The sequence below is a fragment of the Haloferax sp. YSSS75 genome, from assembly GCF_046764215.1.
In the GTDB taxonomy this organism is placed as follows: Archaea; Halobacteriota; Halobacteria; order Halobacteriales; family Haloferacaceae; genus Haloferax.
Window position 1 is genome coordinate 1,541,775 of record NZ_CP177206.1, and the last position, 25,964, is coordinate 1,567,738.

Here is a 25,964-nt window from a genome sequence, read left to right on the forward strand (position 1 = left end):
TGCGTCACGCGTCGGTTTCGTCCGCCGCCGTGAACCACGCCAGCGCCTCGTCTAACTCGTGGGTCGGTGCCGAGCAGGTGAAGTTCTCACAGGCGTAGACAGTGGGTTCGCCGTCAGTGGCCTCTCGGGCGGCCCAGATTGGCGGAGCCTTGTCCAGTCCGAGTTCGTCCAGCCACGAGTCGAGTTCGTCCTCGGTCGCAGGCCGACGAGCGACGACGAGGCCCGGGAAGTACCGGGACGCGAGCGTCTCGCGCCACTCGTCGGGAATCTCGTCCGCCGCGATAGTGAGTTCCGGGACGCCGCTCGCCGCCTTCTCTGCGGCGAGTGCGAGCGAGACGTGTTCGAGGGGACCACCGCGGATGCGGTTGGCGTAGCTTTCGAGGACGGCGTCCGCCGCCTCGCCGAATCCGGCGTCGGGTGCGAAGTGTTCGAGGTCTAAGAACAGCGACGTCGCGACGCCGAGACTCGACGGCGTCGACTGGTCGGTTGCCTCCTGTGGTCGCGTCACGAGTGACTCGCCGCTCTCGGGCGTGAAGTAGAGCGTCCCCGCGTCGTCGTCGTAGAACTCTCGGAGCGTCGCCCGGCCGAGTTCGAGCGCGAACTTCAGTGGGTCGAGGTCACCAGTCGCCTGATACAGGTCGAACGCGCCGCGGGCGAGGAAGGCGTAATCTTCGAGGTAGCCGTCGCCTTTCACTTCGCCGTTCATCACGCGGCGGGCGAGGGTCTCTGAACTCTCGTCCCAGAGGTTCTCATGGACGTAGTCGAGTGCATCGCGGGCGTCCGCCGCGAGCGAGTCGTCTTCGAGTGCGACGGCACCCTGTGCGAACGCGGAAATCATCAGCCCGTTCCACCCGGTGAGAATCTTCTCGTCGCGAGCAGGACGTTCGCGCCCCTCACGGGCCGCAAAGAGGGCTTTGCGGACTTTGGCGAGGTGGTCTTCGACTTCTGTTTTCGTGAGGTCGTACTCGTCTGCGAGTTCCGGTATCGTCGCCGAGACGTTCAGCACGGTGGTCTTGTGCTCGAAGTTCCCGCCCGGCGTGACGCCGTAGCGGTCACAGAAGAGGTCCGCTTCGAGTTCGGGGACGAGACTCTGAACGTCCTCGGGCGTCCAGACGTAGAACGTCCCTTCTTCGCCGCCGGACTGCGCGTCGAGCGTCGAGTAAAAGCCGCCCTCGTCGTGGCCGAGTTCGCGTCGGACGAACTCGAACGTCTCGCGTGCGACAGTAGCGTACTCGTCGGTTCCGGTCAGGCGGTAGGCGTCGAGGAAGCGTGGCGCGAGTCCCGCCTGGTCGTACAGCATCTTCTCGAAGTGGGGGACGGTCCACTCCCGGTCCACGCAGTAGCGGTGGAAACCGCCGCCGAGATGGTCACGCAGGCCGCCGTTTGCCATCGCGTCGAGTGCCTCGCGTGCCACCTCCAGCGCTTCGCTTCGGCCGGTGATGGCGTATCCGCGGAGGAGCGCGTCGATGCGGCCGGGTTGTGGGAACTTCGGCCCGCCGCTTCCGAACCCTCCGTGGTCTCTGTCGGCGGCGCGGAGTGCGGCCTGTACCGTACTGTCGAGGACTTCCGACCCCGGCGTCTCGCCGGGTTGGTCGGGCGTCTCTTCTAACTGGTCTGTAATCGCACGCGTCCACTGGTCTGCACGGTTCTCTATCTCGTCGCGGTCGGTCTGCCACGACTCGGCGAAACTCTCGACGATATCGCGGAATCCGGGTGCGCCGCGCCGCGGTTCCGGTGGGAAGTAGGTGCCGACGAAGAACGGTTTCCCCTCGGGGGTGAGCCACACCGAAAGCGGCCATCCACCGCCCCCAGTGACGAGTTGGCAGATAGTCTGATAGATTCGGTCGAGGTCAGGTCGCTCCTCTCTGTCGACTTTCACGGGGACGAAGTGTTCGTTGAGAACCGCCGCGATTTCCGGGTCGGAGAAACTCTCGTCGGCCATGACGTGACACCAGTGACACGCCGAATAGCCGACAGACAGGAAGATGGGTTTGTCCTGCTCGCGGGCCGCTTCGAGGGCCGTCTCGTCCCACGGTTGCCAGTTGACCGGGTTGTCCTCGTGCTGACGGAGGTACGGGCTTTGCTCCTCGTCGAGTCGGTTGCGTCCCACCGGGTCAGTCATGGTTCAGGTTCGGCACTCCGAGAACTAAAGCGGCGTGGAGACGGGCGTCTACACCGCCGCCGCGTGGTCGGTGGCTGGTGGCGATGAGACACCACGGAATATACACACACGTGCCCATTTATAGATGATTGAAGGGCAATCTTTACACTCTCGTGCGCAGGGTATGCGACTATGAGCGAGACTGTCCTTCTCGTCGGTGGCGGCGGCCGTGAGCACGCGATTGCCCGTTCGCTGGCCCCCGATTGCGACCTGTACGCCTGTGCGAGCAACCGAAACCCCGGCATCGCCGAACTCGCCGAGGGATTCGAGACCATCTCGGAGACGGCGGCCGACGACATCGTCGCTTACGCCGAGTCAGTGGATGCGACGCTCGCCATCGTCGGCCCCGAATCTGGACTCGACGCTGGCGTCTCCGACGCCCTCGACGCGGCCGGTATCTACACGTTCGGTCCACGGGCGGCAGAAGCACGCATCGAGACGGACAAAGCCTTCCAGCGGCGGTTCATGCACGAGAACGACATCCCCGGCAACCCTGACTTCGCTACCTTCGACGACATGGACGCCGCCTGCGACTACATCGACGACTACGACGGTGACCTTGCGGTCAAACCCGCCGGTCTGACCGGCGGGAAAGGCGTGAAGGTCATCGGCGACCAGGTGACGCCCGAGGAAGCCAAAGCGTACCTCCGCGACTCCGACTACGAGCGCGTCGTCCTCGAAGAGCGCCTCGTCGGCGAGGAGTTCACGATTCAGGCGTTCGTCGCCAACGGCGAGTTCCGCGTCAGTCCGGCCGTACAAGACCACAAACGTGCCTACGAAGGTGACGAAGGTCCGAACACCGGCGGGATGGGCAGTTACACCGACGTGACGCCGTCGTTGCCGTTCATGGCCGACGGCGATTACGAGGCAGCAGTCGACGTCATCGAGGCAGTCGTCGACGCGATGCCCGACTACAAGGGCATCCTCTACGGGCAGTTCATGCTCACGAGCGAGGGGCCGAAGGTCATCGAGTTCAACGCTCGCTTCGGCGACCCAGAGGCGATGAACACGCTGCCAGTCCTCGAAACGCCGTTCATCGACGTGCTCGTGGCCGCCCGCGAGGACGACCCACTCCCCGAACTCGACTTCGCCGAGAAAGCGACGGTCTGTAAGTACGCCGTCCCGGAGGGCTACCCAACCGACCCCAAAGCAGGCGCAAAAATCACGGTGGACGTGGACGAAGACAGTGACGCACTGTTGTTCTACGCCAGCGTCGACGCCCGCGACGACGGCCTGTATACGACCACCTCTCGGTCGTTCGCCGTCGTCGGGCACGCCGAGAGTATCGCGGAAGCAGAGCAAATCGCCGAAGCGGCCCTGGCCGACGCGGGTGAGGGCTTCCACATCCGCCACGACATCGGCACCGAAGCGCTCGTCCAGCGACGTATCGACCACATGGACGAAATCCGCGGCGAGTAACGCTTCGGGAACCCACCCACGTCCGTCTCGCCACCTCACGGCGTGGGCGCTTTTACCCTCCCCCGTCTAATCGACTGCCGTGACCGACGACTCTACGCCACGACACGAACGCATCGAGCATCATCCGACGCCGGGACCACTCAACTCACTGCAGTACTGGACGGACGCCAAGCCAGTCTGGCGCGTCATGCTCAACTACGTCTTTGTCCTCGTCGCTCGCATCGCCCCGTCGCTTCGGATTCGAAACTGGGCGCTCAGGCGCATCGGTGTGACCGTCGGAACCGGCGTCTCGTGGGGATTGGAGGCGACACCCGACGTGTTCTGGCCCGAACTCGTCACCGTCGAAGACCACGCCATCGTCGGGTACGACTCCGTCATCCTCTGCCACGAGTTCCTCCAAGACGAGTACCGCACCGGAGAAGTCGTCGTCGGTGAGCGAGCGATGATTGGCGCGAAAGCGACCATCCTCCCGGGCGTCCGAATCGGCGAAGGTGCGCAGGTGGCGGCGAACTCACTCGTGACTCGTGACGTTCCACCGGGGACGACTGTCGCCGGCGTTCCGGCCCGGCCGATGTCCGACCCGGAGTGAGACGGAGACGTGTCGGTGTCGTCGGTTAGCCGTCTCGTTATTGCTCTTCTTCGAGGCGGATACAGAAGACACTCCCCTCGTCTTCGTTGTCCTCGACCCAGAGGTCACCGTTGTACGACGAGATGACGTTGTCCGCGAAGAAGAGACTGATACCCGTTCCGTGATGCAGTTGGTCGTACTCCTCGCGCCCGAAGATGAGGTCACGCTGTTGTTCGGGGACGCCCGGGCCGTTGTCCGCGACGTGGAGGGAGACGTATCCGTCCTCCCGTTCGAGCGTGACTTCGACCTGTGGCGTCTCCTTGTCGTTGTGGGCGACGGCGTTTTCGAGGAGGCACTCGATTGCCTCGCCGAGCAAGTCGTCGGCGATAACTTTGACTTTGGGGAAGTTCCCGGACTCGAACTCTGCGTCCGGGAACTCGATGGTCGCATCGACGATTTTCTTCTGTAAGACGACGTCGAGGCGGACGGGGCGATTCGACCGGTCGTGCGAGCGTTCGAGTAGGTCACGGAGGTCACGCGCTCGTTCGGACTTGTGAACGATGTCGAGGACCTTGTCTTGGACCAGTTGGAGTTCTTCGAGCGCTTCCTCGTCGTCGATTCTGCTGGCGACCTGTTGTGTGTATCCGTAGACGACGTTGAGTTCGTTCCGCAAGTCGTGTCTGAGGAGTCGACTGAGCACTTCAGAGACGTTCTCGTACTGGCGCTGTTTGGTGGTGTCGAGGAAGAACGCGAGGAAGCCCTCGACGTCGCCCTCGACGACTATCGGTGTCGCAAACCCGTTCCCGTAGACGACTCTGTCGTCCGTCCGTCGAACCATGAATTCGCCCGACCACGTCTCTTCGTCGAGCATGTGTTCGATGATTTCGTAGTACGCCTCCTCGTTGCCAGCGATGAGGCCCACTGGCTCTCCGATTATCTCGTCGTACTCGTATCCGAGGAAGTCGAGTCCGGCATCGTTGATATCTCGAAAGGCAAAGTTCGTGTCCGCGATGAGCATGGGAATATCTGTACTCCGAAATGCTTCGCGGTACACCTCCGGGTCAGTACCCTCCATGCTCGTATTGGGCTAAGATTACCCCACCGGTACTTATTATCGGCGGTCAGCAGACTGGTAATAATGTCAGCTATTTCGCAGGTCGAATATCTGTTCGTAATAGCGAGCGACGACGTCGACAGTCGTGGAGATGTCGCGTTCCGGGTCGTCGCGGCACCAGTTGTCGTGGTGGTCGACACCGGCGACGAAGTACTCCGCGAGTTTGTCGATATCGGTGGCACTCGCCCGTGGGACCATCCGAGCGAGTTTGATACGGTGTGCGCGGCGGGCGATAGATTGCCATCCGTCACGGCGCTGTCCGTGAAGGCGCCAGAATCGAGCGTGCAGAACCGCGTATTCGGTGTCGATTCCGAGTTCCTCACAGACGCCTTCGAGGAGGATTCGGACGTCCTCCCACCGCGGGTCGTCGTTGATGGATAGCCCCGGCACCGCTTCTGCGACGTCGACGAATATGTCGTCGGGGACGGGGTCCGACAGACACTCGTAGAACTCCGCCCGGTTTTCGATTTCGTCCTGCAGGAACAGGGCACGCATGAACAGTTCACCGCCCCGTCTCGCACGTTCGTCGGGCGCGTTCGGGAAGTCGACGGTGAACGATTGCGACATGTGGCCTGTCGCGAGTGTGGCGGCCTGTCGTGCCGCGTCGAAGTCGCACGCGAGGAGATGTGTCTCCCGCAAATCCTGATAGTGGAACCCACGGAGAAGCGTCTCTGCAGCCTTACGGGCCTGTAGAGAGGGTTCCGCGATATCGAGTGAGGGGAGATTTTTCTTCATCGCATTCAGTGAATCCGATATAAGAGAATCTCTGGTCCACTTCTAAACTGTTATGGCGTTATATTGAAACGTCGGGGGTACAGGCGTCAGACAGGCGTCGTACGCAACGATTGTTCGGGACGGAGCGTCAGTATCGTCACCGAATTCGTCCGACTCCCTCGTCGAACACTCGGGCGTTCGGAAGGACGTACTCTCTGTCTTCTGCCTCGACGTACGTGACGAACATATCGAACTCTTGGACGACACCGCGGATGTCGCCGACGACGATTTCGTCGCCGATACTGTACGGCTGAATGAACAGCAGGTAGGTCCCCGCAGCACCGGATTTGAGCAGGTCGTGGAAGGCGACGGCACTGAGGACGATGAGTCCGAACAGATACGCGCCGAGGAGGACGATGAGAGCAGCGATAGCAACACCGACCTGTGAGAGTGCGATGAGCGACGCGAGGAAGAAGACGGTGTACTTCGCCAGCGACGGGACGACGTTTACCTGTGGGAGTTTCACGCCACGGAATCGCTCGGCGACGAGGAGTTCTACCTTGTCGCCGACGACGATACCGACGATGAGCACCAGGATGGCGACGAACAACTGCGGGAGGATTGCGATGACGAGTCCCCAAAACTGGTCGACGTAGTTGACGCCGACGAACGAGAGTGCGGCGACGAGCGCGATACCCAGGACGAAATATCGCGTCAACCACGACAGAATATCTATCGTCGAGGTTTCGAAGTCGCGGGCGGCGCGTTCGAACGCCGTCCCCTCGATTGCGTCGGGGACACCGAGGCTGACCAGCAGTCGCTGGACCAGCGTCCCGGCGACGTACGCGACGACTAACCCGACGGCGAGGATGGCGAGGACACCCAGAAACCGCAGGCCGGCAGTCTGGACGATTCGCTCGACGATGCTCCCGATGGATTGGAGAGGCAGGGTCGGGGCGGACCCCACCATCTCAGTAGTCCTCCGGGTCGATTTCGAGAATCATCTTGCCTCCCTTGAACGCACGGACGAGGCCGTCAGACTCCGAGAGAACGATAGCCGTCGCGTTGGTGTCGCGGGTAATCGCACCACCGGCCATGTGCCGGGCACCGAGGCCCTTCGGGATGTCGACGCCCTCGGCGGCGGGTTCGAGGTAGCGGTACGCGGAGACGATTTTCCCCGAGTCGGAGATGACGAACGCGCCGTCGAGTCGCGAGAACTCTTTGAGCATGACGTTGACGATGGGGTCCCCGACGTAGACGTGCGACTTCTCGAAGGGGTTGTACGAGAGTGGTCGGGACTTGTTCATCACCTTCCCCGCGTCACCGACGATGAACAGTGCCCCGACGGGTTCGCCCTTCTGCCCTTTCTTGCCCAGTTCGATGGCCACTTCGAACACGTCGCGGATGACGCCGGGGTCCGCCCGCGAGTTGGCAAAGAGGTCGTAGATGCCCGAGCGCATGTTCTCTTCGACGCGGACGCGGACGACTGTGTCCGGGTCGCCGCCGAAGATGCCGACGTTGCACGCGATAGTGTCACCTGCCTCGACGATACTCTGTTCCATCGCACCTTCGACACCGAACCGGATGCGGTCTTTGACGTTCTGGAACTGAAGCGGCAGTTCCACGAACGTCTCCGCATCGACGGTGTTCTCGGGGGCGATGACGACCGTTGGGACTTCGGCTTCTTCGAACCGCTCGTAGTGCGAGTGGCTCGGGGTGAAGAGGAAGAGCCCATCGACATCTATCACGATGTCGCCTAATAATTCAGATAACGCCGCCATTGGTGGACACACACACCGGGTGAGAAAAAGGGTTGTGTCGTGTCTGACGCGTGGCGTGCGATTCTCGGTGGTGATTCGACCCGATTCCCTGCTCTATCGGGTGAGTTATTGGTTGTGAAAATGGGATTCGAGGAAATAAGGAGTCAATGGGACGGATTTAGTGGGGCTACGGTTGCGAAGGACAGGATTCGAACCTCGGTCGCAACTCTTCGAGTTGCTCCCTGATTCGAATCCTTGGGCGTGCAGACACGTCTCTCACGGTGTTCGAGACGGTATGCACGGGACAGGATTCGAACCTGCGGAGGTCTACACCACAGCGTCCTAAGCGCTGCGCCTTTGGCCACTTGGCTACCCGCGCACGTCGGGCACTATCGCCCTTCGACCGCACATTCCCCGTACCCACACATAAACGTCACGAGGAGTCGTCCGCGCCGGCGGCCGACAGCGACCACACGTTGGCCGCCCCGTTGAGGCCACCCACGAACACCGAGTCGTCGCTCACGACGGGCGTCGTCGCGTTGCTCGATTCGAGTTCGAACGACCCCAGCCAACACCCGTCGGTGGCGTCGATAGCGTGGACGTTCGCCTTCGTCGACCCGCACCCAGTCGGAACGTAGAGCACGTCGTCGCCCACCGCCGGCGTCCGGAGACAGCCCTCGGTGGGGATCTGCAGACGCCAGCGAACCGCCCCGTCGGCGACGTCACGAGCGACGACGGTCGAATGTCCGACCCAGTAAGACGTGTCGCCAGCGACTGCTGGTGGGTACTCACCCAGCGCTTGCCACTCCTCCGTGCCGGTTTCGACGTCGAGCACGTACCCCACTCCGTCGAGCACCTGAAAGACACGCTCGCCGGCGACGACTGGCCGTTCGGCGTGTGAGGTGGTGCTCGAAAAGCGCCGCCTCCAGAGAACCGACCCGTCTTCGGCGTCGAGGACGACCAGTTCACTCTGTTCGGTGCTGACGAAGACCCGGCCTGCGTCGGCGACGACTGCCTCCGGGACTGCCCAGTCGTCGTAGTCGTCGACGTCGTCGCCGCCAATCGAGACGTTCCACACCTCGTCACCCGTCTGTCGGTCCACTGCGTATACCCGATCGTAGACGGGGTCCGGGTCGGTCTGTGGTGTGGGTCGTTGCGACGCCCCGAAGAACACCGTCTCACCGTCGCTGTCGTGCGTCGGCGGGACAGACGCGCGCGCTCCCGGTGGCGTGACCGTCCACCGCTCGTCGCCGGTGGCGGTGTCGTAGGCCACGACGCTGTCGTCGCCGACAAGCGTGACCGTCCGGTTCGAGACGACGGGGGCAGTGCCGAATCGCAACGTCGCTGGACGACTCCACAGGACCTCGCCGCTAGCAGCGTCGAGCGCGTGAAACGCCCCACCTTGCTCACCGACGTAGACGACGCCGTCTGCGACAGTTGGCTGATACGCCCGGACGTTCGTGCTGAACGACCACTGCACTGTCGGGGTCCACCGAGTGTCGCACGCCGGTTCAGGAGTGGTCTCTGTCGTCTCGGGTGGCTTTTCGGTGGTCGTGGTCGTGGTCGTTGGAGACGGCGATGGTGACGTGGTCGTCGCTGTCGCCGACGTCTGCGTCTGTTCGGTCGTCGTGTCGGGTGAGGAGACGGTCGAGCACCCCGCGAGGACTGCAGAGAGGGCAGCGAGGAACGTTCGTCTGGGGACCATGGTGTAACTCCCTCAGAGTTGACACAAAAAACTGTCCCGGCGCGGGGGTTATGTGCCCGCGTCCACAACGCCGACCATGTACAGCGCCCGGGACCAACGAGACAACGAGAAGTGGTTGGCCCGCATCGACGCCGCCGCCGACAGTCTCGAACTCGGCAGTGAGGCGCGGTCGTACGCCTCGGATATGTTCTTGACGCAACTTCCCGACGAAGACCGGTCGAAGCAAGCGGTGGCGGCGGCGAGTCTCTACGCAGGCGCGCTCATCGCGGGTGAGGAACGGTCGCAATCGGCCGTCGCCGACGCGATGGACGTCTCACGTCTCAGTATCCAGCAACGCTGGAAGGACATTCTGACAGAGGCCGGCTTTCGGCCACCGAGTTGGTAGTCAGTCCGACGTCTCGGCCGCCGTGAGGCCTCGGCGAGTGAGCACTGCGTAGGTAGCGGCGGTGCCGACGACGCCAGCGACGATGCCCACCGGGATGCCGACGAACAGCGAGAAGAATATCCACTGAGAGGCTATCTCGGTGGCGGCGATGCCGACGAGGAGGGCGGCGGCGATACCGACCACGAAACTCGCGAGTAGCGGGTAACGCATACGAGAGAGTTGGTCGCCCGCCCAGAAAATTATTCGTCCGTCTCGGGCGGTGTCCGACCACGACCCTCACGGTCCGGTGTGAGGTTGCCGTGGCGGTCGATTTCGCCACTCACGATGCGGGTCGACGAGATTCGGTTCCCGTCCTCGGCAGCGACGTGGTCGACGATTTCGATTTGAAGCGGGTCGAGGCCGCGTTCCTCGCGAATCTGGTTGACCTTCTCGCCACCGGCTTTGGTCTCTGGGGAGACGATGAGAACGTCGAACCCGGGTTCGGTCGCGATACCGGTCGGTTCTTCGAGTTCGCGAATGTCGAATTCCCGTCCGTGCTCTTCTGCCAGCGGCCGAAGCTCCGCTTCGAGGTCTGCTTCTCGCTCCTCGAACGGACGGACGTATCTATCGACGTGACGGGTCTTCGGCGCGAGTTCGTCGCTCGTCAATCCCACCGTGACGTCGCCCAACTCGAAAGCGCGCTCGAACAGCGCGATGTGTCCATCGTGGACAGGGTCGAACGTCCCGCCCAGCGCGACGTGCATACTCTCGCCGTGGGTGCCCCGTGACTTAAGCGGGTCGGGTTAGAGTAGCCTCGAGTCCACCTCGAGTCGGACGGCGAGGCGGTCCAAACACTCACTCCTCGTGGACAGTGATTCTGACGGGGTCCGTCTCCTCGGAGTCGTCGCTCCCGAGTCGACGGTCGAGATTGAACACTGCGTTCAACTGCGACTGCACCTGGTTCGTCACGCCCTTGACGAGTTCGCTCGGCGCGATAGCGACGTACTCGTAGGGGTTGTTCCCCGCGCCGGAACTCTTCCGTTTGCGACGTTCGACCGTCTCGTCGTCGGTGAGTTCGGCGAGTGCCTCTCGGACCGTACTCGGATAGAGACCCGTCCCCTCTGCAACCTCCTCGCTCGTCGAGTAGGGGTTCTGTCGAAGGAAGACGTAGATTCGTGCTCGTGTCTCGGTGTCGAGAATCCACGCGAGTAAGTCCACCAACCCGTCGTCGAACTCCGAGACAGCGCAGTCTGCTGGTCCCTGAGATTCGCTTTCGTCCGCCGATTCGACTTTCCCCTCAGTGCGTTCTTCCGCAGACATTTGTGCTACGGAAAAGGTCAAAACACAGGTGATAAAAAAGGTTTCTCGTCAGTGTCGAGGTTCTCGAACGACGACGCGCCGACGACTACTCGAGTGTCAGATACTCGCACAGCGCGTCGAGTCCCTCGTCGGCGAGGATACGTCGTTGGACGTCGGTTCCGGAGTCGGCGTCGAACAGAGACCGAAGGCCGTCGACACCGAGACGCTCGGACTCCGCTTCGACGAACGTTTCGAGTTCGACCACACCGTCCACATCGGGGGTGATGAAACTCGCCTCTCGTCCGTAGCGAATCGCCCGCCACTTGTTCTCGTCGAGTATCTCGCGTCGAATGTCGGTGCCCGTCTCGCCGGATTCGTATCGGTCTGCGAGGTCCAAGACGAGTGCGTGGACGTACTCGACGAAGTCGACGACGCGACTCGGGTCCGTCTGTGCGTCCGGGGTGCGAATCTCGACGGTTCCGTGGCCCGTGTGCGGGCGGACGTCGTACCAGAGTTCTCCTCGGTCGTCTATCGACCCGTGTTCGACCATCCGGCGCTCGAACTCCTGGAACTCCTCGAAGTCGGCGAACGCCGTCGGCATCCCCGTATTGGGGAGGTTCTCGAAAATCTTCGCCCGGGCCGACGCCAGACCGGTGTCGAAACCGTTCCAGAACGGCGAGTTCGCCGAGAGCGCGAGGATGGGGCCGACGTACCACCGAAGTTCGTTGGCAATCCAGACGGCTTTGTCCGGGTCGTCGACGCCGACGTGGACGTGCAGGCCAGAGGTCGTATTTCGGTGCTGCGGGTACTGAATCCGGTCGAGTTGTGCCTGATATCGAGGTTTCGTCGCGTGTTCGAGTTCACGCCACTTCGCCGCGGGGTGGAGACCCGCCGCGGCGATTCGATAGCCGTGATTCGAGGCGTGTTCGACGAGTGCCTCGCGGACTGCGCGAACTGCGGCGTCCACGTCGGCGGGTGCTTCGAGACGTGGCGTCTGCGTCTCGATTGTGAACTCGAACAGTTCGTGGTCGAGGCGCCCGGTGAGCGGTTCCGGTGGTTCCGGTCCGTAGACTAACTCGTCGATTCCCGACGTGGGGTGACCGTCGGCATCGACGATATAGAATTCCTCTTCGATGCCGAGCGTCCCCATCCGGTCGAAGGCGTCCGCCGACCCTAGTTCCATCGCAACCGCGTTAGAGGCCCCTAATTAAAAACGTCGTGGACCCCGGCGAACGCGTCGCACAACTCCTGTCGGCGAACCGTAACGACCGAGGGCCGAAATATCACTTCGGCCGGGCGACGATACCGAGGTGGTCCGCGTGGAACCGGTCTAATCGGGCGGTTTCGAGTATCTCGTAGGTGGATTCGAGTTCGTCGAGGACGTCGTCGAACACGTCGTCTGGGTCGGCGGTCACGTCTTCGCTTCGTGCCTTCACGGCCATCAGGAGACGGCCGTCGTCGGCCAGAAACTGCCGGTTTCGGACGGCGACAGTGGCCTGTCCGCGCGTCGCGACGTCCATCACGAGGCAGTCAACGTCGGACTCGACGACGTGTGCGTACGACGCTGGGTCGCGGGCGTCTTTCAGGAGGGGAAAGAGATTGTCCCGGTCTTCCGCCACGCCGACGAGGTCACGGACCGGACGCGGCGCGAACTCGACTGCGTACGTCGGTCCGGCGAAGTCCGCGACGTGTGAGACAGTCGTTCCAGACGCGGCACCGAGATACAGAACCGTCTCACCGCCGACGAGGCCGGTGTCCATCCCGAGTTCGAGCATGCCGCCGAGTTTCGAGCGGTTGGCGTCCCACGCGCGCCACCCGTCCGCGTCGGTGGGTTCGCCGTAGACCGATTGGCCGCGGGTCGAGAGGCGCTCGCGTCCGTCGAACGTCCGGCGTTCGACGCCGGCCGGCAGGTCGGCGCTCATTGGCCTTCCTCCTCGGCACGGGCGCGAATCGTCGCCATCCGGTCTGCGAGTTCGGTGTGAATCTCGTCGCGGTAGTCACCCGAGTAGTGGTCGATTCGGGCGGCGATAGTGAGTTTGCCGGCGAAAGCGCGCGCTGCCGACCCACGGTCCTCCGGGCGCGTCCCGCGGACGTACTCGTGGGTGAAGATGACGCCGTGTTTCGGCGACGGCGCACGGCCTTTCAGGTGTGCGAAGAGTGCGTCTTCGGCACCGAGAACCTGCACCGTTCCACTCGGTGATTTCGCCAGTCTGTCGAGGCCGCCAGCGAGCGAGATGAGGCGAGCAGTGAGCACGGGGCCGGCCATCTCCGAGAGGTTGGGCGCAACCGTCGGCGCGCGTTCTTCGATGAACGTCTGGAGTTCGTCACGTTCGTCGAGCAAGTCGACGGCGCGGGTCGCATACGAGACGACGCGCGCTTCGGCCGCCGTCGTCGGGTCGCGCGCGGCGATGTCTCGGACGCCGTCGAGTCCGCGTGGCACGTCCTCGTAGAGGGTTCCCGCCCACTCGACGACGCGCTCGGCGAGTTCGTTGGCGGTTCGTTCGGCGTCGTCCATCGCGCGGACGGCGTGCGCGAGTTGCTTGTCGTCGGCGCGTTCTCGCTCCGCGACGGCCTCACGGGCGGCGGTGAGCGTCGCCGCACGGAGTTTCTCGTAGTAGTCGTCCTCGTCGGCGGCGAACCCGCTCTCGACGGCCTGTGTGGGCCACGCTTCGGGGGCGTCTGCGTGCCCGTCTCGGACCGAAGTGGCCCCGGATTCGGGGTCGTCGGGGTTCGCGCCGGCGAACCATGCGTCTGTCATGGTGGCGGGTTGCGCCGCGTTCGGGTAAAAGGGTACGGACCTGCACCCGACTGAAGCGTCCCCAAGTACCGTGGTAAACTTTAACACACATACCGCCTTACCTCTTGGCGATGGAGAGGCCCTCGTACGTCTGTCGTGAGTGTGAGTCGACAGTGAGTCCCGCGTCGTACCGTGCGACGTGTCCAGAGTGTAGCGGCGAACTACGGCCCTCGTCGGTAACTGGCCGACGCCGCGCTGTCGATTGAACGAGACACCGGGGGCGTCGGACCCCACCGTCGTTCGGTCGATTGCAGTGACGACAGACGACCTGATATCCGCTCTCGAAGCGAACCGCCGAGCCAACAGCCACGTCGTTCTCCGCGTGACGCCACCGTTCTACGCCCGTGAGCGAGCACGAATCCACCTGACCGGCGGCGAGGTAGCCGACTATGCGGACCCGCCACCGCTCCACTTCGACCCGGAGACGTTCCTCGACGAGACGGCCCCGGCGTACCCCGAAGTCGACGAGACGCGGCCAGACCCCTACGAACTGGAGGCCCACCACGAACGACACACGGCGGCAGTCGAGTCGTGGCGAACCTCGATTCGGTCGCACCTCCGCGACACTGTCGAACTGTCGGCGGGCGACGTCTCCCACGAAGTCGACGTGAAGTATCTCGGGTGACCCGGCCGGGGCCTCGTGGAACGAACCACTTTTTCGGCACCACTGCCACGGTGCGTACATGAGTACCGACGAGTATCGCCGTGGGCGAAAGGTCGAGCGCGAACGGCAAGGGAAGAATCGCCGGGCACGCGGCCGATACCGTGGTGTGATACCCGTCATCTACGCCATCGGGTTCGTCATCTTCACCGTCGTCTCGCTCTTCATCGGGCCCGAACCGGCGTTCGCCGTCTACCTCGTCACACACCTGTTCTACGCGGGCCTCGTCCGGGCGGACATCAACTCGATTCGGGGACAGGGAGTCGACTGGGGGTTCTCGCGGCACCTCTGGTTCGGTGCGGCCTTCGCCCTCCCGTTCGTCGCACCGGCGTACTACCTCTACAGCAGGCGTGTCCTCCGCCGCGAGAACGAATCTCGTGGGCTGGGTGACTGACACGAGCCACTGAACTTATAGCCGGAGAGAGGGAAAAATGAACAATGGTCTCCAACCGTGCGCTCGCGGCACTCGCGCTCACTGCACTCGTTTTGACGAGCGGGTGTCTCGGTGTCCTCACCGGTGAAGAGTCACTGAGGTTCGAATCCGACCCTGCGGCGACTGACGCGACAGCAGCGTCCAGCGCAGGGTACGAGACGAACGGGACACGAACACTCGAAGTGAACCGCACGTTCAGTGTCGCCGGACAGGAACGCCGCGTCGTCGCCAGCAACCACATCACGACGTACGAAAAGACGTTGGACCTCGGCTTCTTCGGCGAGGCGAAACTCGGCGTGTTCACCGTCATCTCGACGCCCGCGGTGGAAGTCGCCGGCGAGACGCTGAACCCCATCGGCGATTACTCCAACGACAGATTGGTCAGACTCGTCCAGAGCGAGTATCAGGGCCTCAGCGACGTCGAACAGGTGAGCTCTCGGAACGTCCAGATACTCGGTGAGCAGGCGAACGTGACGAAGTACAGCGCCACCGCGACGTTCGCGAACAACCAGCAAGTCGACGTCTTCGTCCACGTGACGAAGGTCCGCCACGGCGACGACTTCATCGTCAGTGTCGGCGTCTACCCGCAGCAACTCGGCGGCGAGGAAGACAACATCCTCGAACTGATGCGGGCTATCGAACACCCGGCCGAAGCGTAAGCGTCCGTCACCCGGTGGTGTCACCGGGCGAGACTTTTTCTCGTCGGCACGGGTCCGTGACGGTATGAATCGCGTGCGAACTGCAGGAATGGTCACGACTGCCCTCGGCGTGGTCGGATACGGCGTGGGGACGCTCGTCGCGTACCCCGGCCGTGCCTTCTCGGTGACGGCCGTCATGGTCGGGATTACGCTCTGGGCCGTCGGAGGTGTCTCGTGATTTCCGCGCTCGTCTACGACGACGGTGGAGTGACGAACTACGCCGGTGACGACCTGACCGACGCACGGAACGCGGCAGGTACGACGTGGGTCCACGCCACCGACGAGACGGAGTTCGACCGAGTCGCCGCCGCGTTCGACATCCACCCGTTGACGGTCGAAGACGTCCGCAACGACACCCGACCGAAGACCGAGATGTACGACAACTACACCTTCGTCATGGTCCGCGTGGCCACTCTCAGGACGGGCGACCAGACGTTCGAAGAGGAAGTACTGACCAGACCGGTCGGACTCTGCTTCGGCGACGATTGGCTGGTCACACTGACGCGCCGCGAACTCACGCCGGTGTCTCAGGTGTGGAACGCCGTCGAATCCGGGGAAGCACGCCTGCTTCGGTTCGGCCCGGACTTCGTCGCCTATCGCGTCATCGACCGTATCGTCGACGATTACTTCGACCTGTTAGACGAAGTCGGTGCAGAGATAGAGACCATCGAGGATATCATCTTCGACGGCCCTGACCCTGCGGTTCTCGAAGGGTTGAACGCGGTCAGACGTGACCTGCTCTCGTTCCGAAAGACGGTGTGGCCGACCCGCGAGGCGGCAGGCGTCCTCTCTCGTGGCGACCCAGACCACGTTCGCGACGTGACCGAGAAGTACTACCGCAACGTCTACGACCACCTCGTCGAACTCGTCGACCTGACCGAGACCTACCGTGACCTCGCACGCGGCGCACGCGACATCTACCTGAACACCCTCTCACAGTCCACCAACGAGGTGATGAAGACGCTCACCGTCGTCGCAACCATCATCCTCCCCCTCACGCTCGTCGTCGGTGTCTACGGGATGAACTTCGACCCTGCGGCCTCCGTGTTCAACATGCCCGAACTCGGGTGGGCGTACGGATACGTCGCGACGATGCTCGGGATGGCCCTCGTCTCGGTCATCCTTCTCGTCTACTTCAGACAGGAAAACTGGCTGTAACTGGACGAAAGAGATATACTACTCGATTTATCATTTGGGATTCAAGACGCTCGCCGGCGGCGGGCCGTCAATTGACCAGCATCGTGCGATTAAGCAACATACTGTTGGCGAAAAGTTTAAATAGTTTTCGGCCTTACTATGGGTAAGGCGCGTCCCCGCCGGATATTTCTTTCGTCTTCTGCGTTGACTACCGGTCGTCGCGGGTCGAGCCTACCACCGATAATGAGCGACACCACCACCACCCGAACGTACGAAACCGACGCGAAGGCACGAGACGTACAGTCCCGTGAAACCGAGCACAAAGAGCGACAGCGAGACGAAGACCAGGTCTGCCCCGAATGCGGCGGCCAACTCGTCCACGACGACGGCCACGGCGAAACTATCTGCGGAGAGTGTGGTCTCGTCGTCGAGGACACCGTCGTCGACCGTGGCCCCGAATGGCGCGCGTTCGACGCCGCCGAGCGTGACAGCAAGTCCCGCGTCGGTGCACCGACGACCAAGATGATGCACGACAAGGGGCTTTCGACCAACATCGGTTGGCAGAACAAAGACGCCTACGGCAAGTCCCTCTCGCCACGACAGCGCGAGCAGATGCAACGCCTCCGCACGTGGAACGAACGGTTCCGCACCCGCGACTCCAAGGAGCGCAACCTCAAGCAGGCGCTCGGCGAAATCGACCGCATGGCGTCCGCACTCGGCCTGCCCGAGAACGTCCGCGAGACGGCGTCGGTCATCTACCGCCGCGCCCTCAACGACGACTTGCTCCCCGGACGCTCTATCGAGGGCGTCGCAACAGCGTCCCTCTACGCGTCCGCCCGCATGGTCGGAACGCCGCGCTCGCTCGACGAACTGGAGAAAGTCTCCCGCGTCGACAAGATGGAGCTGACCCGGACGTACCGCTACATCGTCCGCGAACTCAAGCTCGAAATCAAGCCCGCCGACCCCGAGCAGTACGTCCCGCGGTTCGCCAGCGAACTCGGTCTCTCCGACGAGGCCGAACGGCAGGCGCGACAACTGCTCCGCGGTGCGAAGGAGACGGGCGTCCACTCCGGCAAGTCGCCGGTCGGCCTCGCCGCCGCCGCCGTCTACGCCGCCGCACTCCTCACCAACGAGAAGGTGACACAGAGTCAAGTCTCGACGGTCGCAGACATCTCCGAGGTCACCATCCGAAACCGGTACAAAGAACTCCTCGAAGTACAGGACGGAAACCTGTTCGCCTGAACGTTTTGGTGGGGCTTGGTGGCCCACGGCTTTTCGTAATGTGCCAGACCGTAACAAGATTTATCCGCATTCCCGGAGCATATCTTGGTATGGTCGAAGCGTTCGTCCGGCTCTTGTGCCCTGAATGTGGAAAAGACTGGGAGACGAATCCGACGTCACTCCCGGCTCACAGGGATAACTTTTCGTGTCAATCCTGTGGAGCAACACGGCGTACTGCCGAGTTCATGCGGACCGAGCGTGACCTCCAGACGCTCAAGCAGTTCGATTAGGAACTGCAACTGGGGTCCTCGTTAGATATCGGGAATCGCCGAGAGCGCACCGCACGCATCGCACTTCATCACCGTCGCCCCTCGTTCTTTGACGAACTTCGTGTCCGGCGACCCACACTCGCTACAGCGGACGAACGACTCGACGTACTCGTCGAGTGCCGCTGCGACGCGTCGCTGTTTGAAGTCGCCAGTGAACCTGACCCGGCCCTTGTCGTCGATTTGGGCGCTCGTCCCCAACTCCGACTGGAGGAACTTCTGGAGGTGGTCGGCGTCGCGCGCGAGACGGTCGTACGTCTCGGCGAAGTTCTCGTAGACCGTCGCGTTACCCTCTTGGCGAACGACCGGGTCGGGAACGGAAAACCGGTCGCTACCCTCGTTCACGTCGGGCGACTCAGAGAGCGCCCGGTCCAGTTGTTCGTCGTAGTCCATATCGCACTGTATCTGTGGCGGTGACTAAAATCCTCACGACCCCTGACGACTGCGCGCGCTACATACCGGTATAAAGTACTCCGTATTTTTCGGTCGGTTTCGTGAATTCAAGGTGGAAACACCAAACGAATTGAAAACTTGCGAACACTAATTTTGCCTGAGAACCCGATAATCGTGCGTTTAAGCGAGATGGATGCTAACGTGACTCAAGATAATACTATATCCCTCCGGTATCAAGCGTGGTTTGCTCATGAAGAAGCAGGAACTCATCCACCTGCACGGCCTGCTCGCAGAGGTACACACGCAGATTGAAGCGTGGGAAGACGACGAAATCGAACTCACTGAGTACAATACGCTCGGTGTTCGACCGACGTCCATCCACAAATCTAAGACAGACCACAAAGCAGCCGTGTTTAAACTGGCGAAAGGAATCACAGGAGCTATGCGCGACGCCGAACCGGAACCGGTGGCCGCGCAAGCCGACTGAACCGACGAACAAGAGAAACGCGTTCTCCCCTACGAAGCTACGACACGAGAGCCATCGCACTGTCTCTCACGAACCCACGACACGCGCGAGCGATGCCACTCTCACACGAGTCGAACCCGAAGAAGCGCCCGCGTGGTCGGTTACCGGTCTTCGACCAAGTCGTCGAATTCAGGGATGAGTTCCTCGTCGTCGCCCTTCCCGTCCGCTTCCGTCGATTCGTCGTCGAGCACCTCGACAGACAGCACTTTCAGCGGGATGTTTTCGAGGCGCTGTCCAATCTCCTTTCGAGCGATGCGAGACGCGTGTTCTTCCTGTTCGACGTTGAACACGGTCATCTCCAGTTCGAGCGCGACGAGTGCTTCGTCGGCGGCGATGAAGGCTGGAGGGAGCGTCTCACCACCTGGCGTGGTGCGGGAACCCATGTTGATTTCGACGTATTTGAGGTCCGGATTGAGCATCTCACCCGTCTTGGAGATGGCGATGCGAATCGCCTCGTCTTCGGTCTCCACGTCGTACACTGGGACCGCGGCCTCGACGACGACTCTGCAGTCCATGGTCACTGTAAAGTTGTGCCGCGAGCGGTATCAACCTTCTTGCCACTCCACAACACAGTTCTGTCTCACTCGCCGCCAGACCGGAGATAGTGGAAGACGTACGTCTGTGTGTACCCCGCGTACTCCCCGCCGAGTCTGTCGCGAATCGCCCGCGACGTCTCCGCGTAGTTGCCGCGGTCACAGTCGGGATAGTGGTCTTCGATTGCGCTTCGAATCCACGTGTCCAGCGGGACTGCTTCGAGATAGCCGAGGGAGAACAACAGCACGCAATCTGCGACTTTGTCACCGACGCCGACGAATCGGGTCAGATAGTCACGAGCGTCCTCGTAGTCGCGTCCGAGTGCCTCCGACGGCGTCGCCTCGCCCGTCGCGACCATCTCGGCGGTCCGCCGGACGTACGGCGCACGGTAGCCCAGACTGAGGTCACGGAGTTCGTCTTCGGTGGTGGCGGCGAGGCGGTCCGCCGTCGGATAGGCGTGGTAGGTGTCGCCGTCGAATTCGACGGCCTCCCCGTAGGCCTCGCGGAGACGTTCTTGCATCCCGAAGATACGAGAGACGCGCATCTGCGCCGAACAGATGAACGAGACGAGACAGCCAAACGGCGGGTCCCGGACGATTCGCATCCCCGGATAGGCGTCGTACGCCCGCCGGACCAGCGGGTCGTCCGGCATCCCCGCGACGATTGCGTCTAAGTCGTCGTCGAGGCGCAGGAGGTGCGTCAGAATCGGGACGGCATCGACGTTCGACTCCCACTCCAGCAGGCCGTCCGTCTGGCGCGCTCTGACGACGGCCGTCTCGTCGGAGACGCCGTCGAGCGGCGGGACGACGGTCTGGTACCACGCGTCGCCACCGTATGCCGCGTCGCGGTCGTACATCCGGCCGTCCGGCCGGTCCCACAGATACGTCTGGCCGCTTTCGAGCGTCGACTGCAGGTCGAACGCACCGTCGAGTTCGGCAATGTCGATGACACCCGTCTCCATCGGTTCCACGTTGGTCGCGGGGGATTTGCGGGTTTCGATGGCGGCGAAGCGGCAGTGACGCGGCGACCCGGAGCGTCCGCGTCTCAGCGGTTGCGGCCAACCGGGAAGCTGACTCTGTCCGGGTGGTCCGCGAGACGCTCGAAGATGCGCTCGTACAGTCGGTTTCGGGCACTCTGTGCACCTCTCGGCGGGACGAGTACGCGAAGCGTGAGGACGACCCACGACTCCGACTGCGAGACGTTGACCGTCGGACTCTCGGGGACGTCTAACTCCAGCGGCGACTCGTCGAGGCGATGTCTGTATCGCTGTATCGCCGCGCGCGTCTCGTCTCCGAGTTCTGCTTCGGCCGTGTCGACCATGAGGTCACGGACGAACTGGATATCCGTCTCGTAGGCGACCTGAACGGGGACTTCCGTCCAGATACGGTCGAACAGTGCGCCGTGATTGACCACTTCCGACGAGAGGACGAGCGAGTTCGGGACGGTGACCGTCCGGCCAGTCGGTTGGTTCGTAGAGAGGGTACCACCGGTCTCCCACAGCGTCGTGACGAGGAAGTCCACTTCGGCCACGTCGCCAGAGACGTTGGCGATGGTGACGCGGTCACCGATTGCGTAGGGGCGCTTGATGACGACGTAGACCCACCCGATGAGCGAGAGTATCGGTTGCTGAAGGGCGAACGTGATGGCGAACCCGATGACCCCGAAGGAGACGAGCACACCCAGCCACTGGTCGGTGAACGCGCCGAGAACGCCGACGAGGGCGATGAGACCCACCGTGAGTCTGAGAACGTTTCGGATGTCGTGTGCGCGCCGCCTGTCGGTGATACGAGCGACGAACACGGACATCACCAGCCGATAGATACCGTAGGTGACCAAGACGACGGCCAGTGCCGATAGCCCCTTCGCGAGAAGGACGTCGGTGTCGGGGAACGCGGTGTTCGACAGTGGCGTCGTCGTCCGAACCAGGCCGGCGAGAACGGCGGCGACCAGTCCGACGGTGAACGAACCGAGGCCGAGACGGCGAGACATATCCGGTTCGAAGAGTGGACGACGCAAAAAGGTGTAGTCGAGTTCGGACCGACTCAGCGCCGACCCAAGCGACCCAGCGCCAGACCGATAGCGATTCCGAGTGCGAAGATGCCTGTGAGTCGTCGTTCGGCCCCGAATCTGACGAACCGCGTCTCGTCGGGGGTCACCTCGACGACGCCGAGTGGTGTGGCCCGCACGCCGCCACCACCACCGAATCCTTCGCCTCCCTCATCACCCATCTCGTCTGTTCCAGACCCGCCGCCCATACCGAGGCCGTAGACGATGCTCGCGGCAGGGATGACCGTCTTCTCACCCACAGAGACGGGGTCACCGTAGACGGTTCTGGCGTCAGTTCCGACTATCGATTCGAGCGGCGAGAGCAGTCGTCGGTCGGCTACTTCCACGTCGATTTCGTGCGCACCACTGTGTGTCGTGTCTTCGTCTGTCTCCATACCCGAGTGTACGCTCGCAGACGAGATAACCACCGCCGTGACACGTCGAACTCGGAGAACTAGTCTCACCGAGAACGGTGCCGGCGTCAGTGAGTGAGACTGCGCTCAGTTCCGGATGTGGAGGTCCGTCAGTTCTGCGAGACGAGTGGCGACGGCCGGGTCGAGGCCGTCTTCGGTGATGCGCCACTCCCAGTTACCGGTCTGCGTTCCCGGCGTGTTGAAGCGGGCGTGTGAGTCGAGTCCGAGGACGTCCTGCATCGTCGTGAACGCGAGGACGGCCGGCGAGTTCCAGACGGCGTCGATGATAGACCAGTGAATCTCCGACCCGTCGGCACCGATGTTGTAGTGGAGACAGTCGCGCGTGTGGCCGTCCAGCGACTGGTAGTAACCGACGAACGTGTCGGTGTCGTGCGTGGAGGTGTACGCCACCGAGTTCTCGGGGTAGTGCATCGGTTGGTACATGTCGCCTTCGCTGCACCAGTCGGCGTACTGCGGGACGCGCATGCCGGGGAAGGCAAATCGGTCCCGAAGGTCCACGAGCGACACGTCGAGAAAGCCGAGGTCCTCGACGATGAAGGGGAGGTCACCGAGTTCGCGTTCGACCGTCTCGAAGAAGTCGTAACCGGGCGCGTCACGCCACTCGCCGTCTGCCGGGTCGTCGGAGGTGGCGTCGATAGCCCAGTACTCGTCGAAGCCTTTGAAGTGGTCGATGCGGGTCACGTCGACCAGGTCGAAGAGACGGCGAAGACGGTCTATCCACCAATCGTAGCCGTTCTCACGGAGCGTCTCCCAGTCGTACAGCGGGTTACCCCAGCGCTGGCCGGAATCGTTCGGATTCGGTGGGACGCCCGCGACGACGGCGGGTTCGTTCGAGTCCGTGAGGTCGAACGCCTCCGGGGCGGCCCACACGTCGGCGCTGTCGAGTGCGACGTAGATGGGCAGGTCACCGACGAGTGTGACGCCCCGCTCGTCGGCGTAGTCGGCGAGTTCGCCCCACTGGGCGTCGAAGCAGAACTGGACGAACTCGTGATAGCGAATCTCCTCTGCGTGTTCTTCGCGGGCGCGGGCGAGCGCGTCCGGGTCGCGCGTCTTCAGTTCCTCGGGCCAGTCTATCCACGCGCCTTCGAACTCGGCTTTGAGCGACGCGAAGAGGGCGTAGTCGTCGAGCCAACCGGCCTCGCGCTCGCGGAAGGCGTCGAATGCGGCCCGGTCGTCTTCGGTCGCTTCGGCTTCGAACCGTTCGAACGCGGTCCGAAGACGCGAGCGCTTGAAGTTGCCGACGCGTTCGTACTCGACTGCGTGGTCGTCGAAGTCGGGGACCGGTTCGAGTTCGTCTTCGGTCAACCAGCCACGCTCGACGAGGTCCGTGAGGTCGACGAACAGCGGATTGCCGGCGAACGAGGACGAAGACTGATACGGAGAGTTGGCCATCGCGGGAGACGTCGGCCCGAGCGGGCAGAACTGCCACATCGACTGCTCGGCGTCTGCGAGGAAGTCGACGAATTCGCGGGCCCCGTCGCCGAGGTCACCGATACCGTGAGAACCGGGGAGTGACGTGATATGCATGAAGACGCCACTCTGTCGAGAAAGTCGCATACCCACCGCTTCGGTGTGCAACACAATTGGTACTTTGGGTCGGCGCAGACGACTTCGCGTGTTAGCAACGAGCACGATTTCGGCCACGGTGGCGCATCCTCCGTGCTCGTCTCAACAACACTTATTCCCCCCCGTCGATTTCGTGCGCGTATATGAGTGATATCGCTGTCACCCTCCCAGACGGGTCCGAACTCTCCGTCGAGGAGGGTGCGACGGTGCGAGACGCCGCGTTCGCAATCGGCCCCGGTCTCGGCAAGGACACCGTTGCCGGCGTCGTCGATGGCGAACTCGTGGACAAGGAGACGCCACTCGAAGACGGCGCAGAACTCGTCATCGTCACCGACCAATCAGACGAGTATCTCGACGTGCTCCGTCACTCGGCGGCCCACGTCTTCGCACAGGCCCTCCAGCGTCTGCACCCCGAAGCCAAACTGACCATCGGCCCGTGGACGGACGACGGGTTCTACTACGACGTGACGAACGTCGAACTCGAACAGGAGGACCTCGAAGCAATCGAAGACGAGATGCGCAACGTCATCGAGGAGGACCTCGACATCGAGCGCGCTCTCGTCGGGCGCGACGAGGCCCTCGAAAAGTACGCCGACAACCCCTACAAGCGTGACATCCTCGAAACCGAGGCGGCCGACGACGAGGAACTCTCCTTCTACCAGCAAGGTGAGTTCGAGGACCTCTGTAAGGGGCCACACGTCGAATCGACGGGCGACATCGGTGCGGTCAAACTCCTCAACATCTCGGCCGCCTACTGGCGTGGCGACGAGGAGAACGACACGCTGACGCGCGTCTACGGGACGGCCTTCGAGTCCGAATCGGACCTCGAAGATTTCCTCGAGATGCGCGAAGAGGCCAAAGAGCGTGACCACCGCAAACTCGGGCAGGAACTCGACCTGTTCGCCATCGACGAGACGACGGGCCCGGGCCTGCCGCTCTACATGCCGAACGGCAAGCGCATCCTCGACGAACTCGCGGACTACGCGAAGCAACTCAACCTCGATGCGGGGTACGACCCCGTCGAGACGCCGCACCTCTTCCGGACGGAACTGTGGAAGAAGTCGGGCCACTACGACAACTACGTCGACGACATGTTCCTCCTCGACGTCAACGACGAGGAGTACGGCCTCAAGCCGATGAACTGTCCGGGGCACGCGACCATCTTCGACCAGAAGTCGTGGTCGTACCGTGACCTGCCGGTTCGCTACTTCGAAGACGGCAAAGTCTATCGTAAGGAGCAGCGCGGCGAACTCTCGGGTCTCTCGCGCGTCTGGGCGTTCACCATCGACGACGGCCACCTGTTCGTCCGCCCCGACCAGATAGAAGACGAAATCAACCTCATCATCGAGAACATCCTGGCCGTCTTCGACACGTTCGGCCTCGACGCGGAAGTCGCGCTCGCGACGCGCCCGGAAAAGAGCGTCGGCAGCGACGAAATCTGGGAACAGGCCGAGACGCAACTCCGCGCCGTCTTAGACGACAGCGGAATCGACTACGGCATCGAAGCGGGCGACGGTGCGTTCTACGGGCCGAAAATCGACTTCGCGTTCAAGGACGCGCTCGGACGCAAGTGGGACGGCCCGACGGTCCAACTCGACTTCAACATGCCCGACCGCTTCGACCTGACCTACACGGGCGAAGACAACGAGGACCACCAACCGGTGATGATTCACCGCGCGCTCTACGGCAGTTACGAGCGCTTCTTCATGGTGCTCATCGAGCACTTCAACGGCAAGTTCCCGTTCTGGCTCGCCCCCGAGCAGGTCCGTATCCTGCCCATCTCGGACGACCAGATTGGCTACGCGAAGAAACTCCAGTACGAACTCGGCGACTTCCGCGTCGAAATCGAAGACCGCTCGTGGACGCTCGGCCGGAAGATTCGCGAAGCGCAGACGGACCGCGTCCCGTACATGGTCATCGTCGGCGGCGACGAAGAGGAGGCAGGCACCATCTCGGTGCGTGACCGCAAAGAGCGCGAAGCCAAAGACGTGAGCGTCGAGGAGTTCCGCGACCACCTCCGGAGCGAATACGACGAGAAGCGGACCGAACCCGACTTCCTCGACGACGAGTAGAACGACACCACTCGCT

General features: G+C 62.7%; 31 protein-coding genes and 1 tRNA gene. 12 read left to right on the forward strand and 20 right to left on the reverse strand.

The features are described from left to right. Window positions 1-4: 4 nt before the first annotated feature. Window positions 5-2,122, reverse strand: coding sequence for a thioredoxin domain-containing protein (locus ACK3R5_RS08155; RefSeq protein WP_411968637.1), 2,118 nt, complete (start codon window positions 2,120-2,122; stop codon window positions 5-7). A gap of 171 nt (window positions 2,123-2,293) precedes the next feature. Here ACK3R5_RS08155 and purD point away from each other — a divergent pair, with 171 nt between their 5' ends. Both purD and ACK3R5_RS08165 read left to right on the forward strand, forming a co-directional pair. Next, entirely contained in the window at window positions 2,294-3,580 is a 1,287-nt protein-coding gene (gene purD, locus ACK3R5_RS08160) for a phosphoribosylamine--glycine ligase (RefSeq protein WP_411968638.1), read from the forward strand. A 79-nt stretch (window positions 3,581-3,659) separates the two neighbouring features. After that, window positions 3,660-4,169, forward strand: a complete 510-nt coding sequence (locus tag ACK3R5_RS08165) for an acyltransferase (RefSeq protein WP_411968639.1) — start codon at window positions 3,660-3,662, stop codon at window positions 4,167-4,169. Window positions 4,170-4,206: 37 nt separating this feature from the next. Here ACK3R5_RS08165 and ACK3R5_RS08170 read toward each other — a convergent pair whose 3' ends face one another. The 7 genes from ACK3R5_RS08170 to ACK3R5_RS08200 all read right to left on the reverse strand — a co-directional run bounded on the left by ACK3R5_RS08170 (window position 4,207) and on the right by ACK3R5_RS08200 (window position 9,391). Beyond that, entirely contained in the window at window positions 4,207-5,223 is a 1,017-nt protein-coding gene (locus tag ACK3R5_RS08170; RefSeq protein WP_411966636.1) for a sensor histidine kinase, read from the reverse strand. A gap of 66 nt (window positions 5,224-5,289) precedes the next feature. Beyond that, window positions 5,290-5,997 (reverse strand): hypothetical protein, encoded by a 708-nt coding sequence (locus tag ACK3R5_RS08175; RefSeq protein WP_411966637.1) that lies wholly within the window; start codon window positions 5,995-5,997, stop codon window positions 5,290-5,292. Window positions 5,998-6,133: 136 nt separating this feature from the next. Further along, entirely contained in the window at window positions 6,134-6,946 is an 813-nt protein-coding gene (locus ACK3R5_RS08180; protein ID WP_411963576.1) for a mechanosensitive ion channel family protein, read from the reverse strand. 1 nt (window position 6,947) lies between these two features. Beyond that, entirely contained in the window at window positions 6,948-7,757 is an 810-nt protein-coding gene (gene dacZ / locus ACK3R5_RS08185; protein WP_411963577.1) for a diadenylate cyclase, read from the reverse strand. 275 nt (window positions 7,758-8,032) lie between these two features. After that, window positions 8,033-8,115, reverse strand: a tRNA-Leu gene (locus ACK3R5_RS08190). Between the two features lie 54 nt (window positions 8,116-8,169). Continuing rightward, window positions 8,170-9,216, reverse strand: a complete 1,047-nt coding sequence (locus ACK3R5_RS08195) for a PQQ-binding-like beta-propeller repeat protein (RefSeq protein WP_411966638.1) — start codon at window positions 9,214-9,216, stop codon at window positions 8,170-8,172. A 31-nt stretch (window positions 9,217-9,247) separates the two neighbouring features. Beyond that, on the reverse strand, window positions 9,248-9,391 hold the full coding sequence (locus ACK3R5_RS08200) for a hypothetical protein (protein WP_411966639.1): 144 nt from the start codon (window positions 9,389-9,391) through the stop codon (window positions 9,248-9,250). A gap of 126 nt (window positions 9,392-9,517) precedes the next feature. On the opposite strand from ACK3R5_RS08200, the gene ACK3R5_RS08205 reads away from it, so the two are divergent. Further along, window positions 9,518-9,826, forward strand: coding sequence for a transcription initiation factor IIB family protein (locus ACK3R5_RS08205; RefSeq protein ID WP_411966640.1), 309 nt, complete (start codon window positions 9,518-9,520; stop codon window positions 9,824-9,826). Here ACK3R5_RS08205 and ACK3R5_RS08210 read toward each other — a convergent pair whose 3' ends face one another. The 6 genes from ACK3R5_RS08210 to ACK3R5_RS08235 form a co-directional block, all read right to left on the reverse strand. Further along, complete coding sequence (locus ACK3R5_RS08210; protein ID WP_411963579.1) at window positions 9,827-10,036, reverse strand: hypothetical protein; 210 nt, start codon at window positions 10,034-10,036, stop codon at window positions 9,827-9,829. It abuts the gene before it with no gap. A gap of 29 nt (window positions 10,037-10,065) precedes the next feature. Beyond that, window positions 10,066-10,569 carry a phosphopantetheine adenylyltransferase gene (locus ACK3R5_RS08215; protein ID WP_411966641.1) on the reverse strand — a complete coding sequence of 168 codons (504 nt, stop codon included), beginning with the start codon at window positions 10,567-10,569 and terminating at the stop codon, window positions 10,066-10,068. A 91-nt stretch (window positions 10,570-10,660) separates the two neighbouring features. Continuing rightward, window positions 10,661-11,125, reverse strand: a complete 465-nt coding sequence (locus tag ACK3R5_RS08220; RefSeq protein WP_411963581.1) for a winged helix-turn-helix transcriptional regulator — start codon at window positions 11,123-11,125, stop codon at window positions 10,661-10,663. A gap of 85 nt (window positions 11,126-11,210) precedes the next feature. Continuing rightward, window positions 11,211-12,287: a glutamate--cysteine ligase gene (locus ACK3R5_RS08225; RefSeq protein ID WP_411966642.1), complete on the reverse strand. Its 1,077-nt coding sequence runs from the start codon at window positions 12,285-12,287 to the stop codon at window positions 11,211-11,213. Between the two features lie 100 nt (window positions 12,288-12,387). Then, window positions 12,388-13,026 carry a fibrillarin-like rRNA/tRNA 2'-O-methyltransferase gene (locus tag ACK3R5_RS08230; protein ID WP_411966643.1) on the reverse strand — a complete coding sequence of 213 codons (639 nt, stop codon included), beginning with the start codon at window positions 13,024-13,026 and terminating at the stop codon, window positions 12,388-12,390. Beyond that, window positions 13,023-13,862, reverse strand: a complete 840-nt coding sequence (locus ACK3R5_RS08235; protein ID WP_411966644.1) for an NOP5/NOP56 family protein — start codon at window positions 13,860-13,862, stop codon at window positions 13,023-13,025. The genes ACK3R5_RS08230 and ACK3R5_RS08235 overlap by 4 nt, the downstream gene beginning before the upstream one ends. A gap of 241 nt (window positions 13,863-14,103) precedes the next feature. Here ACK3R5_RS08235 and ACK3R5_RS08240 point away from each other — a divergent pair, with 241 nt between their 5' ends. The 7 genes from ACK3R5_RS08240 to ACK3R5_RS08270 all read left to right on the forward strand — a co-directional run bounded on the left by ACK3R5_RS08240 (window position 14,104) and on the right by ACK3R5_RS08270 (window position 18,341). Then, complete coding sequence (locus tag ACK3R5_RS08240; protein WP_411966645.1) at window positions 14,104-14,526, forward strand: hypothetical protein; 423 nt, start codon at window positions 14,104-14,106, stop codon at window positions 14,524-14,526. A gap of 58 nt (window positions 14,527-14,584) precedes the next feature. After that, window positions 14,585-14,956: a hypothetical protein gene (locus ACK3R5_RS08245; protein ID WP_411966646.1), complete on the forward strand. Its 372-nt coding sequence runs from the start codon at window positions 14,585-14,587 to the stop codon at window positions 14,954-14,956. A 44-nt stretch (window positions 14,957-15,000) separates the two neighbouring features. Then, window positions 15,001-15,654, forward strand: a complete 654-nt coding sequence (locus ACK3R5_RS08250) for a DUF6517 family protein (protein ID WP_411966647.1) — start codon at window positions 15,001-15,003, stop codon at window positions 15,652-15,654. A 64-nt stretch (window positions 15,655-15,718) separates the two neighbouring features. Then, the gene (locus ACK3R5_RS08255; RefSeq protein ID WP_411963588.1) at window positions 15,719-15,871 is read left to right on the forward strand and encodes a hypothetical protein; all 153 of its coding nucleotides are present in this window, start codon (window positions 15,719-15,721) and stop codon (window positions 15,869-15,871) included. Next, complete coding sequence (gene corA / locus ACK3R5_RS08260; protein WP_411966648.1) at window positions 15,868-16,851, forward strand: magnesium/cobalt transporter CorA; 984 nt, start codon at window positions 15,868-15,870, stop codon at window positions 16,849-16,851. Before ACK3R5_RS08255 ends, corA begins: the two co-directional genes overlap by 4 nt. A gap of 222 nt (window positions 16,852-17,073) precedes the next feature. Next, window positions 17,074-18,072 (forward strand): transcription initiation factor IIB, encoded by a 999-nt coding sequence (locus tag ACK3R5_RS08265; RefSeq protein WP_411963590.1) that lies wholly within the window; start codon window positions 17,074-17,076, stop codon window positions 18,070-18,072. A gap of 89 nt (window positions 18,073-18,161) precedes the next feature. After that, entirely contained in the window at window positions 18,162-18,341 is a 180-nt protein-coding gene (locus ACK3R5_RS08270; protein WP_082682085.1) for a hypothetical protein, read from the forward strand. 21 nt (window positions 18,342-18,362) lie between these two features. On the opposite strand, the gene ACK3R5_RS08275 is transcribed toward ACK3R5_RS08270, so the two are convergent. Next, entirely contained in the window at window positions 18,363-18,770 is a 408-nt protein-coding gene (locus tag ACK3R5_RS08275) for a translation initiation factor IF-2 subunit beta (protein WP_411963591.1), read from the reverse strand. Between the two features lie 250 nt (window positions 18,771-19,020). On the opposite strand from ACK3R5_RS08275, the gene ACK3R5_RS08280 reads away from it, so the two are divergent. Next, window positions 19,021-19,257, forward strand: coding sequence for a UPF0058 family protein (locus ACK3R5_RS08280; RefSeq protein WP_151108781.1), 237 nt, complete (start codon window positions 19,021-19,023; stop codon window positions 19,255-19,257). A gap of 140 nt (window positions 19,258-19,397) precedes the next feature. Here ACK3R5_RS08280 and ACK3R5_RS08285 read toward each other — a convergent pair whose 3' ends face one another. From ACK3R5_RS08285 to malQ, 5 genes are all read right to left on the reverse strand, one after another. Further along, window positions 19,398-19,811 carry a DUF555 domain-containing protein gene (locus ACK3R5_RS08285; RefSeq protein WP_411963592.1) on the reverse strand — a complete coding sequence of 138 codons (414 nt, stop codon included), beginning with the start codon at window positions 19,809-19,811 and terminating at the stop codon, window positions 19,398-19,400. A gap of 65 nt (window positions 19,812-19,876) precedes the next feature. Beyond that, window positions 19,877-20,791 carry a DNA-3-methyladenine glycosylase family protein gene (locus tag ACK3R5_RS08290; protein ID WP_411966649.1) on the reverse strand — a complete coding sequence of 305 codons (915 nt, stop codon included), beginning with the start codon at window positions 20,789-20,791 and terminating at the stop codon, window positions 19,877-19,879. A gap of 83 nt (window positions 20,792-20,874) precedes the next feature. After that, window positions 20,875-21,819: a mechanosensitive ion channel family protein gene (locus ACK3R5_RS08295; RefSeq protein WP_411966650.1), complete on the reverse strand. Its 945-nt coding sequence runs from the start codon at window positions 21,817-21,819 to the stop codon at window positions 20,875-20,877. 53 nt (window positions 21,820-21,872) lie between these two features. Then, entirely contained in the window at window positions 21,873-22,271 is a 399-nt protein-coding gene (locus ACK3R5_RS08300) for a spore germination protein GerW family protein (protein WP_411966651.1), read from the reverse strand. 105 nt (window positions 22,272-22,376) lie between these two features. Then, the gene (gene malQ, locus ACK3R5_RS08305) at window positions 22,377-23,894 is read right to left on the reverse strand and encodes a 4-alpha-glucanotransferase (protein WP_411968648.1); all 1,518 of its coding nucleotides are present in this window, start codon (window positions 23,892-23,894) and stop codon (window positions 22,377-22,379) included. Window positions 23,895-24,019: 125 nt separating this feature from the next. Here malQ and thrS point away from each other — a divergent pair, with 125 nt between their 5' ends. Next, entirely contained in the window at window positions 24,020-25,948 is a 1,929-nt protein-coding gene (gene thrS / locus ACK3R5_RS08310; protein ID WP_411966652.1) for a threonine--tRNA ligase, read from the forward strand. Window positions 25,949-25,964: the final 16 nt, after the last annotated feature.